Here is a 14463-nt window from a genome sequence, read left to right on the forward strand (position 1 = left end):
TAACAGGCGGCAAACATAATAAGTTATACAGTTAGCTCGGTAAACGAATAGACAGCAGTTCTGCGATCGAGACACATATCATGACAGAAGTTGATATATATTCGTCCGCCAAATTAAGGAGCTATTGTATAGGTTGAGAAAGCAGCAAAAATCCAATATTGCCTGTAAGACAATGATACTCATTATTAGATACTAATAAGTATTTTTATAAAAAACCTTAACTCTACTGACAAGCAAAAAGTATAATTCTTTTAATAATAAGAATTATTGAGCTAAATCGCACCGATTAACTATAATCCTCTTATTTAATTTGTGACCTTACTCATAGAAACTGATAACAGGGAACAGAAAAGCAGCTAAAAAGAGGATTAGGCTAATTATTATATATATGGATGTTTTTTAAGTCCACAGATATTCTATTGGCTGATGAAATTCTGCTAAAATATTAAATATAAGATGTGTTTGTGTGCAATGCCAAAGAAAAATTCAACACATCACTACTCGTAAACAGAGATGAAATTGCTTACAAATGAAATTTACGAGGTAGATATATGGATTTAAGTATTCAAACTAAAATTATTGCCCTTTGGGTAGTGTTTCTCTTTGGGATGGTCTTTCACAGCCAGTTAGGTTTCATGCCGATTTTATATGGCGAAGATGTAACTATGGCTAGCTACAAAGGTAAAATGCCAGTATCTCATCCCTGGCTGATGTTGGGATTTTTTGTCATCCCCATGATTGCAATTACCACCACAGTTTTTTACGATTTCTATCTATACAGAGTCATCCATTTTGGGATCACGGTATTGTATACAGTGATGAATTTTATCCATGCTGCTATGGATTTAACGGTCAGACCCATTGAGTGGTATCAAATCGCATTGATGGTAATTGTGTTTATCAACGGTATTTTTCTGAATATCCTTGCATATCAATGGATGCAATAACACCTCATAGTCAAAATGGGGTACGTAGGTGGCAATAAATAAGTTTTACTCCCAAGTAGGAAAGATAAATCTTTTCTTCATCGCGGTTAGCGCTCTTGCCAAAGCACTAACACATACCTTTTTCAATCTTGTTTTTTATCAACTTTAGCAATCAATTGTTCCGCCATTTCAATAGCAATTACAATTAATTCTTGCTCTTGCTGACCTTTGGCTCCCTCATCACTTATTTTTGGATAAATATGAGGATTAGCAAGCATACCTGCTAATAATTGTGTAGCAAGTTGTTTGATTTCATTGACTGTTGATGCCATATTTTTACTCATCAGCTAATTTTGTGAATTGCGATCTCGCTCATACTTAAATACACACACGCAGTCACCGCAAGCTTGTTTGCTCAAAATCCTGCCTTTCATATTTGGAAATGCTTGTTGAACTGCTTCCACTTCCAGATCGCAAGTAATTTGACAAGGTGTTTGCAGTCCAAATTCGCGAGCTAAAGACATATACGGACAAACCCTTTGAATCTCCAAAACTGCATCTTTACCTTGATTAGAGATATCCACTACCTCCATATTCATCCCGAATTCCTCAAAGATGGTAATTGATTGGCGAAAACCCTCAGCCAGCGAAACTCCACTAATAAGCGGCCCCATTAATTTCTGCTGAACTTCGGCTTGTCCACTCCTCATCATTTCTATAGCTTTGGCAGTTCCGTATTGCGCCCTAAGTTCAGCAAAACGTTCAAAGCGTTGGCGAAGCTGTTTTGCTGCTTCTGTCTTCATGATGCTTTGACTCCTTGTGCTACAAAACGCTAGTGAAAGGATGAAATTATCAAGCCCTTTCCGCCTCAGCCAAAGACATTCCTTGAGCAAGATGCGCGAAAAAATCTTGCAAGCGTCGCCTACCGATCGCTTCTCCGGTTATTGCTGGCGATCGCCCAATAAATTCAAAGAACTTCAGCAGTGCATAAGTGTTGTAATTGAAAGGTTTAAAAACAGCAGCGATTAACCCAACCAACCAGGGAGAAATGTTTTTGATCCGAGGTTGTTTCCCTAAACTTTCAAAAGCTAATTCAGCAATTTCTCGGTGCGTAAATATCTCGCATCCGCCTACAGTCTTAACTACGTTTTTCAATTCCGGCTCGAAAATTGCTTTGACTACCTCTTCTCCCAAATCTAATGCACTTAGGGGATTAATTTTCCCAGAACCATCACCGAACAGGCGAATCACTCCTTTGTGCTGGGCAGCTGTAAAAAACTCTGCCATATCATTGAAAAAGCCTGTAGGTGCAAAAATCGTATAATCTATTCCCGATTCCTTCACAGCCTGGGCAACTTTTTCTCTAGCAAGGGCGATGGGGCTTAAACGCGCCATTTCTGCACCGCAAGCTACCGAAACAAAAATGAAGTGCTTCACTCCAGCCTTTTTAGCTGCTTCCAAAATATTCAAATTTGCTTGATAGTCTACTTCCCACAAATTAGGTGTAGCTTTGAAAGAGCGAGTTCCAATTGATGAAAAAACGACATCGATTCCATCACATAACCCTTTAAGAGTCTCTGGTTGAGTTGCATAACCTACAAAAATGTCATCGCACCAATTTGGATTCAAAAGACGGCTGGAGTCGCGACATAAAACGCGAGTCCACAAGCCTTTTTGGTGCAAAATTTGTAAGACACCGCCACCAATATACCCAGTAGCACCAGCCACCATTACCTTTGGATGTTGCTCATCCATCGTTCCATCTCCTAATTAAAAAAAGGTAGAAGGAATGCCCGCATTATCAGTTTTTCTCGGTTAAGCGTAGGCTAGATATTTGCTGTCGTTAATCTTTCTATCCAGCACAATAAACCTAGGGCTTGCTCGATTTGGGTTTTGAGCCTACCGCCAAAAACTTTTAGCCTTAATTCATCTTGTAACAATACTTTGATAGGGTTGGATGCTGGAGGTAATCTTCTAGCTTCCGTAATTCCTAGAGGAGGAAATAAAGCATGAGTTTCTGTTAGTATTTGCCGAGAATCAGGAACATATTTAGTCTCAACTGGCAAACTTGGAGTTTCCCAAGGATCGGGAATGATTGGTTCTACAGATGAGCTAAATTTTTGGCGTGAATTTCTAGTTATATTATTTAACATAACTTTAGCCTCCCAAGTTATGTCTTAGCGCTCATCTAGCTTGTTGATGAATATCACGAACAAACTTTCTTGTGATTTTATATTATCAAAACTTTAATTGATAGAACTATTATTTTAATAACTCTTATAACGACAACTAATTTATTAGGCAATAAGGGTAGGGTGGGCACTGCCTAGGGTGTTGACTCTGTACCTTTTTAGCAGTTAAAAAATTATGCAAAATCTGTGCCGTTATTGCGAGGAGGAACGACGAAGCAATCCCAGAATATTTGCGATTGCGTCGCTTCGCTCGCAATGACACCAGACAAAAATAGCATGAACCAAAAATCCCAAAATTCAATCAAAGTGAACAGCCTAGTCAATGCCCACTGCTTCAAAGTCTTGGTAGGCAATACCCAACATCCATATTCAGCAAATTAGATTACTATAATTAGTATCTATTAAAAAATAGTTTTGTTCGTTCAAAGTCTTCACTCAGACTTCTATCCTAACTTCTACATATACCATCTTGCGAGAAGTACACCTAACCGAACGCAGATAATTCCTAATATGGCACTACCACCCCAATAAACAGTTGCTGTTAATAAATTATTAGTCCGCAATAAACTAATAGTATCTAAGCCATAGGTAGAGAAAGTTGTATATGCTCCTAAAAATCCTGTTGCTACCAATAACCGCACTTCTGGAGAAATAATCGCTACTTTATCTATAGCTAAAGTGGTAAAAAATCCCATAGCTAAACAACCGCTAAGATTAATAAAAAAAGTGCCGTAGGGAAAACTAGTGCCAAAGCGATCGGCAAACCATAATGTGAGATAGTAGCGACTTAAAGCACCTGCGATCGCTCCTAGACTAATAGCGATCGGATTACGTATATTTGGGTCTTGTAACATATCACAGATGAGATGATTTTTATTTGCTCTTTGTTAAAGAGATACCATAGATAGATGCTGTTTACTGTGACACTAGCAGTTTCATTCTCTATCACAGAAATTCTGAAAAAGCTAAATAATTTCATCTAAATTTGATGACATTGTAACCAATTAAGTGGGAAAACCGTACTCAAATGGGAGGTTTTCTCTAAAATAAATCTGAGTTGAACTGGCTAAAATCAAAGTGCGACTTAAGTAATGCTGTTGTCTCAAAAATTAATTACAGCATTAGCAGGAGAGCAAAATATGGGAAATCAATTCAAAACTTTGGTATTGTTAGCTACTCTCAGTGGATTGTTGATCGCAATCAGTTACTGGGTAATTGGCGGCAGTACTGGGTTAATTATAGGTATTGGTTTAGCAGCAGTAACAAATCTATTTTCTTGGTATCAATCAGATAAAATTGCGCTGGCTGTATATCGCGCCCAGCCTGTGAGTGAAGCACAAGCACCGGGATTGTATCGCATGGTGAAGAAATTGAGCGATCGCGCCAATATTCCTATGCCAGGAGTTTATATTGTTCCCGGTCAAACTGCCAATGCTTTTGCTACAGGACGCGATCCAGAACACGCAGCTGTTGCTGTTACAGAAGGAATTTTGCAGATATTGCCAGAAGATGAACTCGAAGGTGTAATCGCCCACGAACTTACCCACATTATTAATCGTGACACCTTAACTCAAGCAGTTGCAGCCACAATTGCTGGTGCGATTTCATTCTTGGCACAAATGGTAAGTTACAGCTTATGGTTTGGCGGTGGTTCGCGAGATGATGACAGAGGCGGTAATCCTTTGGGTATTTTATTAACAGTATTACTTGCGCCTTTGGCTGCCACAATCATTCAGCTAGGAATTTCCCGCACCAGAGAATTCTCCGCTGATGCTGGTGCTGCGAGATTAACAGGTAATCCCCGCGCTTTAGCTAAAGCATTGCAACGCTTAGAAGCTACAGCCAAGCAGTTACCTTTGGATGCTAATCCAGCATTTGAACCATTGTTAATTATCAATCCAATTTCCGGACAGTTTTTAGGTAACTTGTTCTCTAGCCACCCCGCCACAGAAGCGCGTGTAGAACAATTGCTGAAATTAGAACGAGAACTGACAACCAGTTATTAATCAAGAGTTATTTGTCATAGGAAAGAAAGAACAGGACATAATTTTGAATTTTGAATTGTTCTTGTCTCCTTTCCTTGTCCTCCATAACCAAAGGATGTCTCTAAATATGACGGAAAATCAATTTGAATCTACAGTAGTAGTCGAAATTAGCCCTCAAACTGAGGAATTAGTAGAAAGCGAAATGGCTGGCGAAACTGATGAACTTAAGCGCGAAACTAAGGCTTTAATTGAAGCACTCAAAAGACGCGCCCAAGCTGAAGCTGAGTCAGCAGGTACTCTCACCCGCGAAACCTACTTGAATGCTGTACGCCAAGCACGAGAAGCTTTAGAAGGCGAAAAACTCATTGAACGCGATCGCTTAGAACGTTCTTTCGCAGTTGTGCAGGAAGAAGCTGAGAAAAATTGGCACCTGCTATTAAAGGAAATCTCCGAGTTTGGCGATCGCTTACAAAATGCTGCCAAAGCCGCCTGGGAAGCCTTCAATGCTCCCCGTCCTGAAAGTTAATAGTTAGTTGCAGCCGTTCTCCTAGCTTTCCACCAAATCTATAATCTGATTTAGCGTAGGGACACAGCAGTGCTGTGTCCTTTGGTATTAGCAACACAAAAGCAGACGTTACTTCCGAGGTTGTTGTCGTTACTTCCGAGGTTGCTGACGTTACTTCCGAGGTTGTTGTCGTTACTTCCGAGGTTGCTGACGTTACTTCCGAGGTTACTGTCGTTACTTCCGAAGTTACTGACGTTACTTCCGAGGTTACTGTCGTTACGACAGCTTATCTTTTCGCGAATAAGCTTAAGCAAAAATTATCAATCAACAGTAAAATCTGAGAAAAAAGACAGATAAGTAGGGGCACCGCACCCACAATCTTTATGGTATATCAAATTATCTTACTGACGTTCCCTACCAAGAATTTATCTGTCACAAACATTATTTGAATTGGTATTAGTTTCCACCAAATATTTCCTCGTAATATGATGTCCGGCAAATTACCCTTAATATGTCATTGCGAACGCAACGTAGACGCCTGGAAGGCGGCTTCCCGTAGGGTAGCAATCATAAGGTCTCTGCGATTGCTTCACTTCGTACCCTACTCTACGAGAACCCCTGACGGCGAACGGGAACGCCAAGGGCGAACGCAATGACGGGTATTTAAACGGACATGATATAAGAAGGCTGAAACTTTATAACTTTAATGGAAAGCCCTGCTAAATTATCTATGAGTGTTTCCCTCAACTGTTTCCTGAAAAATTAATAATTATTGGGTCGAGCTAAATTCTTAAACTTCGTAAATTGAGGATCGAATAAAAGCTTAACTGTACCTGTCGGCCCGTTGCGGTGTTTAGCTACAATTACTTCGGCAATACCGCGATCGGGACTGTCATTATTGTAGTAATCATCGCGGTACAACATAATTACTAAATCCGCATCTTGTTCGATAGAATTATGAACAATAATATTATTTGCAACAAAATTGTGTAACCCAGGAACAGTTAGGTCAAATACTTCTTCCTCATAACTACATTCAATTGAAACTATTTCATCCCAATAAACATCGCTCTTACTAAGAGTCAGTAATTCACTAGATTGAACAATTTTGGCAACTTTTAGAGATCTTTCACGACTCAAATTTGCCTTGTAAAGTGTAGAACCACTATAGGACATTCCGAGTTCAAAATGTAATAATCGTGTTGTTATTCTCGCAGCTTGCATTGCAGGTACAACGTATTTTTTCCAAACGTCTTTGGGAACTATATCTCTATTAGTGTTATGAATACAGTTTTCTAGATGTTGAGAAATTTGTTGTAAAGAAGCTAGCTTGTATTTTCCTATGCCTCCAACCTTTTGAATAAATAATTCAAGGTCAGGCTTACCAGTAATTGTTACATGATGCTGATCTCTACCTTTACCAACTTGAGGAATTGACCTGAGAGTAGCATTAATACCAAGTCTTAATAAAAGCGTCTGTACATCAGCAGCTAGTCTTTCGCTACTGCTTGCATAATACGCAATAGGTCTTGGTTTTTTACCTCCAAGCAACTTCACAGAACCATCTGTACTCCACAGATGTCTGAGAAAGCAAGCTATTAACTCTTGTGGTTGTGAGAACAATTCTTGAGGTACAAATTTTTCATGAGACCTTAAGGCAAAAACCCCAAGAAAATCTAGCCATTTGGCGATAGGGTTTCTCACACTATGAGTTAGTCTTTCTGCTGCTGACAAGTAAACTTGATACCAGCCACGTTCAGGTGAAATTCTAGGAATGATTGCGTCTCCAAAAACTTCTTTTGCTAGGAAAACGACATTTTCAGCTAAATCAATCTCTTTGGTAGTGTACTGTATAGCATGACGTGGCAATGTACAACCGTCACCGATTAAATGTCCTAATAATGCCACCTCCGCATAAGTCATAGTTTGTTTACCAGGGTTGGGTAAATATCTAGGTAAACACAAATATTGTTGAGGACTTAATTCATCTAGTCTGCACCAACCATTAATAGTTAAAAACTTATGATTAGCAGTGGCTCGGATTTTTCGCCCCAATCGAGTTTTTAGAGTAAATACAGGCTTGATACCTGTAGAAAAGGCATGGCTAACAATTGCCTTCTCTAACTGCATTGTGGTTTCATTTAAAGCCCAAACCGCAAAACCAGATTTACCTACTAATTCTCGAATAGGAACTTGCCGACCGCTATCTGCTAATGTCACTAAACTATCACCAGTTAAGCAACCAGATTCGCGTAAATCTGATAACATCGGACGCTTATTAGTACGTGCTTCTACACCTCGACTTAACTGCGATAAAGCAATAATTGGAACCGATAATTCCCGTGCCAAACCTTTCAAAGAACGTGTAATTTTAGATAATTCTTGTACGCGGTTATCACCTGCTCCTTCCATTAATTGCAAATAATCTATCACAATTAATCCCAATTCCATGCCTTGTTCTGCTTGCAATCGCCGCGCCTGACTGCGCATTTGCGTAACGGTAATATTCGGCGTGTCATCAATAAAAATTGGCATCTCAGAAAGCATACCAATCGCACGGCTTAAAGGTTCCCACTGTGCTTGACTTAGCCTGCCACTCCGTAGATAACCGCTTTCAATTCCGGCTTCGCTAGCTAATAGACGCTGCACCAGCTGTTCTTTAGACATTTCTAAACTGAAAACAGCAACGGGAAATCTATGAGAAGCTGCAATATTATAAGCAAGGTTCAAGCAAAATGCTGTCTTCCCCATTGCCGGCCTAGCAGCGACAATAATTAGATCGGAACGCTGAAAGCCACTGGTCATGGCATCTAAATCGTAGAAACTGCACGTAATTCCAGGTAAAGCAATACCTTGATTTCGCTCTTCAATATCCTGAAAATTACTAATTAATGTATCTGCAATATGAACTAGTCCTGTTTGGGGACGTTCTTGCGTTATACCAAAAACTTTTTGTTCTGCTTGGTCTAAAACAATTGGTAATTCTTTCTCAGTTTCATACCCAAGATGCACAATTTCATTGCCAGCTTTAATTAACTGTCGCCGCAGGAATTTATCCATTACCAAATCGGCTAAGGAGTCGATATTAACTGCTGACACTGTGCGGTCTACAAGGGTGGCTAATTTATTTCTCCCGCCAATGCGGTTTAGCAGATCGTTATCAGCTAGCCAACTAGTAACTGAGAGCAAGTCTGTGGGTTTACTCTGCGCGTGAAGTCGTAGCGCTGCTTGATAAATATCTTTATGGGCACTAATATAAAAAGCCTCAGCAACTAAGCGATCGCTCACTCTACCAATCGCTTCTGGATCTAGCAAAATTCCCCCCAAAATCGCTTCTTCCGCTTCAATATTTTGGGGTGGGAGGCGTTGCCCGGAGGGGTTGCCGTAGGCATCGCTACCATCGCCTTTAAAACTTAGTTCTTCAGCCATAAGCGATTTAAAATTGGCGATCGAAGTTTAGCTATTACCCTTATAGTTTATACGCTGATAATTAAAAAAAAGATTGAGAACCACAGATTAACACTGATGAAGAATCTGTGGGTATCTGTGGTACAAAATCAAGCAATCGTTAGCTAGCAACTACTTCAATATTCAGTTGTGCAGTTACGTCTGAATGGAGCTTAATGTCAGCTTTGTAAGTGCCAAGGTGGTTAATATCGGGTAAGGTAATACCGCGACGATCGACTTCTTGACCTGTAGCTGCTTTAATTGCATCTGCAACGTCTTGGGCGGTGACAGTACCGAAAATTGCTTCGTTTTCCCCAACCTGTTTAGCAATTTGCAAGCTGCTAACTTTTTCGAGAGCTGCTTTTTGTTCTAAAGCTTGTTGTCTCAGCTCTAATTGCCGTTGACGTTCTTGTTCGCGACGGCGTTCTACTTGCTTGAGAATACCAGGAGTAGCATGAGTTGCCAATTTTTGCGGAATCAAATAGTTACGAGCATAGCCAGGAGCTACATCCACTAAGTCGCCTAATTTTCCCAGCTTGCTAACATCCTGAGTTAAAACTAACTGTACGCGTTTCACCATTGTTTTTCGTTTTCCTGTAGAATCTCATTAACTTGGGTTGCAGCCGGATAGCTCACAGATGTGTAGCTGTATCCCAAGCGGCTTGGCTTATACCCCAAAGCTTAAAGATCCTAGCGAATCGCAGGGGGCGATCGCAACTATTATTTTGCAAAAAAATTCTGTTGGCTTATAATACGGCGATCGCTCGTTCTACCAAATCCAGTCCTTGAGAGACTACTGCATTCCGCCAACTCTCATCCGCAGGTGCAAAAATCTCCATCAATCGCTGGCGCGTCCAATCTCTAGATGGGTGATTTGCTGGCGAAAAAAAGTGAGTGCGATTCTCTGCTCTTAATGCTGCAACTACTTGAATTACAGGATAAGTGCCAAATTCTGCGGTGAGGAAGTTGTAGTTACATTGGGAAAATTTGGTTTTACACCAACTTCCTAACCCGCCACGAAATATGTAAGTCACCTTCCTGGCTTTATATGCTTCCACAACATCGGCTCCAAACTTCTCCTTTAACCACTCGGTTGATTGCGAGTCTGGGGGATCGTCAATGAAAAGTTTGTAAGTAGCCTTTTTACCCAGTCCGGTATGGAAGTCAATATGTATGACATCGCTAGCATTCCCAATCCACCGCGGAAGATTTTGGTCGAGAATTTGATAAGTTTTTGAAGGGCGATGTCCGCCAAAAAATAAGCCTTGGGGAAAATCGTATTGTCCTACAGGTAGGGTACTTGTAAAAGAACTAATACCATAGCGGAGAATAGAAGCGATCGCTTTCAACAGAAACGGCTCAAACCGCGATGGCGGTGAAGTTGGGTTGAAGAAAGCATTAAAATCGCCATACTTTGCCGGACTACCCTTGTATTCTTCACCAGGTAGCAGGAAATTACGGTTGAGATCGATATTTTCCTCATTCCACCGCCTACACCAAGCAAAACCGTAAGGATTCAAAGCATGTAATAGTACTAAAGCAGTATCTTGACTTGGGTTCCAACTCACAAGACGCTCCTCTAGCAAAGCACACTGCACAGCAGAACCAAAGAATCCCTCCACGCCATGCAATCCACTGGAGACAACCACAATTTTTTGGGAGTTTGGATTTCCCAAAATAGCCACATCAATAGTTAAATCTTCCCCATTTGGCCCAGTTTGCTCAATGGAGTGTGCTTCTAACCGACATCCCAAAGCCAAAGCCGAGGTACTGAAGCGATTTCTGGCTGTAGCATAGTCGGGAGAAAAGGCAGTGATATAGGACATATCAGAGGCTGGGGATGAGGGAGTGTGGGGAGTGTGGGAAGTGTGGGGAGAGAAGGGGGACAAGGTGAGACCAGCGCTGCGGGAGGGTTTCCTACGGACAGTTTGCTCAAGTCGGGAAACCCGCCCACGCAACTGTCCTCCTCCGCAGGCGACTGGCGTTAGCGCAGCGTTAGCGACGAAGGAGCGTCACCCGAAGGGGAGAAATAACCAATGCCCCATGCCCAATGCCCAATGACTAAAATCTATCCTTCATTCCTCTAATTCTGGCAAAAGTCTGCACCGGATCGTTACTCTTAGCCGCAGATTGCAGTGATGGCTGCTCCCAGCGTAAAAAAGGATTGGTAAGTTTCTCCACCCCCAGCAGTGAAGGAACGGTAGCTTCATTTCGGCTACGGTAAGCCTTGACTTCATCAAAGCGTTTTTGTAAATCGCCATTTTCACCATCAACGGTGAGAGCAAATTGCAAATTTTTTAAGGTATATTCATGAGCGCACCAGACGCGTGTATTATCGGGTAAAGAACGGAGCTTAGTTAAAGAGTTCACCATTTGCGTAGGTGTCCCTTCAAATAAACGACCGCAGCCTCCAGCAAATAGGGTATCGCCACAGAATAATTCGCCTGGTTCTTCGGCTATTTCTGAGGGAAAGTAGTAAGCAATGTGAGCGCGAGTATGTCCGGGAACAAAAATAACTTCCCCTACTCGACCGCCAAACTGCACGCGGGAGCCATCTTCTAGAAATACCTGCTGTCCGGGAATTCTTCCTCGATCCTCTGCTCCGCCATACACAGTCACTTCAGGAAATTGTTGTATTAGCTGCTGATTACCACCCACATGGTCGTGATGATGGTGCGTGTTAAAAATTGCTACCAACTCAGCTTTCAGTTGTGCCAATTGCTTTAATACTGGTTCTGCCTCTGCTGGATCGATAACCGCCGCAGTATTCTGCGTGCGATCGTACAGCAAGAATATATAGTTATCCGAAAGTGCGTTCAGACGAATGACCTGCATAATTTTCTTTTAGCGATGATGGTTGGTATTAATTAACATCATTAACTACCGCAAACAACAGGGCTATATGTACCAGCTAGATGAAGTATTTATATGTTGTTTATTATAGCTGCAAAACACATATAATTATAAATTACGCAACCGTATTTCCCCTGAAATGCTCCTAAAAAGTACTAAGAGCCAACTTGATTAATCAGTACAATTTCTCTGGAAAGAAGCGTAAATACAAAGTTAGATTGATTTTATTCTTTTTGTTGGCAAAACATAAAGAAATTTCGTCATCAGGAATCTGCAATCTTTGCTCTATTCATTAAAAATTTAATAAACTTTAAATTTTTATATGTCTCCTTTTTAGCTATTAAAAGGCGAGCAAATATTGTCATGTCTGATTGCATCTATAGGAGATTTATGAATTATCAAACATTGATGTACAAAACCGTCAATAGCCAAGCAGAATTGGGAGTGAAGCCTATTGTAGATCGAATTCTCTCATCAGGTAAGATGAGTCGTCAAGATCATACTTTACTTACCACCACAGTTTTGGCTAATGGCGATATTAATGATGAAAACCGCCGCCAAATTAACCGCATCTTTGATTGCGTCCAGACAGGACAACTTAAATTAATGGATTGGTAATCGAAAGGGTGACACTATCTTCTTTTAATCAAGAAAGGTTACTGCAAATAAATAAGTACTAGTTTTAGCATCCAGTAGATAATGCTTGTATAAAAACAAGCATTATCTATCAAATAACGTTTAATCTTTTAAATTATATATATGTTGATAATATCTGCTAAATCTGGGCAATTAGGAAACAGATTATTACTATTTGCTAATTTTATAGCTTTTGCTATTGAAAATAACTTCACAGTATTAAATCCAGCATTTGAAGAATATGCTGAATTTTTTAATACAACAAGTAAGGATTTACTCTGCCGTTACCCTAATAATCATTTATCCATAGGTAGTAACAAATTTTTGCGCAAATACTATTATATCTTTAATCGTTATCTAGCTGAAACTGGTAAATTTAATACGCTAACAATTAAGCGAGATCAAACATTTAGTTGGAGTAATTCTAATATCATCAATAACTTAAAAACTGGGTCGCTAAACTTTTTTCAAGGATGGCTATTCCGAGATGGATGGTTTGTCGATGATTTGCCAATTTTACGTAAACACAGAGAAGAAATTTGTACTTACTTCCAACCTTTAAGTAAATACCAGCTAAATGTAGACAAACTCATATCTAATATTCGCAGTGAAGCTGAGATTATTATTGGCGTCCATATTCGTCATGGAGACTATCAACAACATCAACATGGTTTATATTTCTACTCTGTTGAAGATTACATCAAAGTGATGCAAGCAGTCAAAGAGCTATTTATAGATAGAAAAATAACTTTTTTAATTTGTTCTAATGAAAAGCAAAATAAAAGTTATTTTCAAGAATTTTCTTATATATATGGTAATAATCATCTAATTGAAGATATGTATTCTTTAGCTCAATGCGATTATATTATTGGCCCGCCTAGTAGTTATACTATGTGGGCTTCATTTTATGGAGAAAAACCTCTATATATGATTAGAGATATTAATAAAAAAATAACAATCCAAGATTTTGTTCATTTTTATCAGTGGCGCGGAATTTATCATGCTTGCGAAGATTGGAGCAAGAGTTATTGGGAATGGACACATTAACCTTACAACATAGCATTAACTAAATTTATGGCAGCCGCAACTAAAGGATTTATCACTATTCTGACAGGAATTTATTCATTCCAAGATTGTATTCATTTTTTAGCAGCAGTTAGAAAGTTTCATCAGGAACCAATAATTATCTTAATTGACCGTATTCCTAAGTTCCTTTATCCCTTACTCAAAGTTTATAAAAATGTAATTTTGAAACCAGCACCCCCAAATGAAAATACTGTTTTAGCTTCACGCGAAGCGAAGTTATCTTTATATGCATCTTCTGAATTTGATAAAACAATTTACTTAGATTCAGATATTTGTTTGCTAACAAACCTCAATGATGTGTTCGATTATCTAGATGAAGATGATTTTTTACTCACTGAAGATGTACAACCCAAGATTGTAAAAGCCACCAATTTATTGAGGGGTAAGCAAGAAGAAATAATTTCAGAAGTTTTACCAACTTTACAATCTATAGGTTTACCACTTCAGGAAGATAGTATTCAGTATAATGGGGGATTTATCGCTTTTCGTAAGACTGAAACAACTGAGAAATTTTTTGGTGAATTTAGACGTTTTTTTGAAATTGTTAAAAATAACCAAGATAAATTGCTCTTAAAGGATCAAGGTGCTTTTGCTGCTGCGATCGCATCTGTAAAACCCAAGATTAAAATACTTCCACCCAACTATAACTATCTCAGCAAATGGCAAGAAGCTTACAAAATTGATGGAGAAATTAAAGTACTTCACTGCACTTATCCTTATAGACCTCAATACGCTAAAAATATCACTCGTTCCCTATACACAAGAATATTCGATAGATTAGCTCAAGTATTTTTACCCAATCAAATTACAAATCCTTGGCGTACTAAATAATA

Annotated in this window: 15 protein-coding genes; 6 read left to right on the forward strand and 9 right to left on the reverse strand. The window is 39.5% G+C overall.

Translation table 11 applies throughout. The annotated features are described in order from the left end of the window. Window positions 1-551 precede the first annotated feature (551 nt). Window positions 552-947: a hypothetical protein gene (locus tag AACU33_RS02410; RefSeq protein WP_096586872.1), complete on the forward strand. Its 396-nt coding sequence runs from the start codon at window positions 552-554 to the stop codon at window positions 945-947. Between the two features lie 122 nt (window positions 948-1069). Here AACU33_RS02410 and AACU33_RS02415 read toward each other — a convergent pair whose 3' ends face one another. The 5 genes from AACU33_RS02415 to crcB all read right to left on the reverse strand — a co-directional run bounded on the left by AACU33_RS02415 (window position 1070) and on the right by crcB (window position 3972). Next, a complete protein-coding gene (locus AACU33_RS02415) occupies window positions 1070-1258 on the reverse strand; it encodes a hypothetical protein (RefSeq protein ID WP_096586873.1) in 189 nt (62 codons plus the stop codon). 15 nt (window positions 1259-1273) lie between these two features. Beyond that, window positions 1274-1729 (reverse strand): transcriptional regulator, encoded by a 456-nt coding sequence (locus AACU33_RS02420; protein WP_096586874.1) that lies wholly within the window; start codon window positions 1727-1729, stop codon window positions 1274-1276. Window positions 1730-1778: 49 nt separating this feature from the next. Continuing rightward, complete coding sequence (locus AACU33_RS02425) at window positions 1779-2681, reverse strand: SDR family oxidoreductase (protein ID WP_096586875.1); 903 nt, start codon at window positions 2679-2681, stop codon at window positions 1779-1781. Window positions 2682-2752: 71 nt separating this feature from the next. Then, complete coding sequence (locus AACU33_RS02430; RefSeq protein WP_096586876.1) at window positions 2753-3079, reverse strand: hypothetical protein; 327 nt, start codon at window positions 3077-3079, stop codon at window positions 2753-2755. A gap of 494 nt (window positions 3080-3573) precedes the next feature. Beyond that, the gene (gene crcB / locus AACU33_RS02435; RefSeq protein WP_096586877.1) at window positions 3574-3972 is read right to left on the reverse strand and encodes a fluoride efflux transporter CrcB; all 399 of its coding nucleotides are present in this window, start codon (window positions 3970-3972) and stop codon (window positions 3574-3576) included. A gap of 285 nt (window positions 3973-4257) precedes the next feature. On the opposite strand from crcB, the gene AACU33_RS02440 reads away from it, so the two are divergent. Together AACU33_RS02440 and AACU33_RS02445 are read left to right on the forward strand one after the other, a co-directional pair. Then, window positions 4258-5124: a M48 family metalloprotease gene (locus AACU33_RS02440; RefSeq protein WP_096595095.1), complete on the forward strand. Its 867-nt coding sequence runs from the start codon at window positions 4258-4260 to the stop codon at window positions 5122-5124. Window positions 5125-5230: 106 nt separating this feature from the next. After that, window positions 5231-5629 (forward strand): hypothetical protein, encoded by a 399-nt coding sequence (locus AACU33_RS02445; RefSeq protein ID WP_096586878.1) that lies wholly within the window; start codon window positions 5231-5233, stop codon window positions 5627-5629. A gap of 741 nt (window positions 5630-6370) precedes the next feature. Here the strand turns inward: AACU33_RS02445 and AACU33_RS02450 are convergent. The 4 genes from AACU33_RS02450 to gloB form a co-directional block, all read right to left on the reverse strand. Further along, window positions 6371-9037 (reverse strand): replicative DNA helicase, encoded by a 2667-nt coding sequence (locus tag AACU33_RS02450; protein WP_096586880.1) that lies wholly within the window; start codon window positions 9035-9037, stop codon window positions 6371-6373. A gap of 139 nt (window positions 9038-9176) precedes the next feature. Then, window positions 9177-9635, reverse strand: coding sequence for a 50S ribosomal protein L9 (rplI, locus tag AACU33_RS02455; RefSeq protein WP_096586881.1), 459 nt, complete (start codon window positions 9633-9635; stop codon window positions 9177-9179). 166 nt (window positions 9636-9801) lie between these two features. Beyond that, complete coding sequence (locus AACU33_RS02460; protein WP_339375710.1) at window positions 9802-11013, reverse strand: M14 family metallopeptidase; 1212 nt, start codon at window positions 11011-11013, stop codon at window positions 9802-9804. Window positions 11014-11116: 103 nt separating this feature from the next. Beyond that, on the reverse strand, window positions 11117-11890 hold the full coding sequence (gene gloB / locus AACU33_RS02465; protein WP_096586883.1) for a hydroxyacylglutathione hydrolase: 774 nt from the start codon (window positions 11888-11890) through the stop codon (window positions 11117-11119). A 408-nt stretch (window positions 11891-12298) separates the two neighbouring features. Between gloB and AACU33_RS02470 the strand changes: the two genes are divergently transcribed. From AACU33_RS02470 to AACU33_RS02480, 3 genes are all read left to right on the forward strand, one after another. Continuing rightward, window positions 12299-12526, forward strand: coding sequence for a hypothetical protein (locus AACU33_RS02470; protein WP_096586884.1), 228 nt, complete (start codon window positions 12299-12301; stop codon window positions 12524-12526). A 141-nt stretch (window positions 12527-12667) separates the two neighbouring features. Further along, window positions 12668-13591 (forward strand): alpha-1,2-fucosyltransferase, encoded by a 924-nt coding sequence (locus tag AACU33_RS02475; RefSeq protein WP_096586885.1) that lies wholly within the window; start codon window positions 12668-12670, stop codon window positions 13589-13591. A gap of 27 nt (window positions 13592-13618) precedes the next feature. Next, window positions 13619-14461 (forward strand): hypothetical protein, encoded by an 843-nt coding sequence (locus tag AACU33_RS02480; RefSeq protein ID WP_096586886.1) that lies wholly within the window; start codon window positions 13619-13621, stop codon window positions 14459-14461. Window positions 14462-14463: the final 2 nt, after the last annotated feature.

The organism is Calothrix sp. NIES-2098 (assembly GCF_963875125.1).
GTDB lineage: Bacteria > Cyanobacteriota > Cyanobacteriia > Cyanobacteriales > Nostocaceae > Aulosira.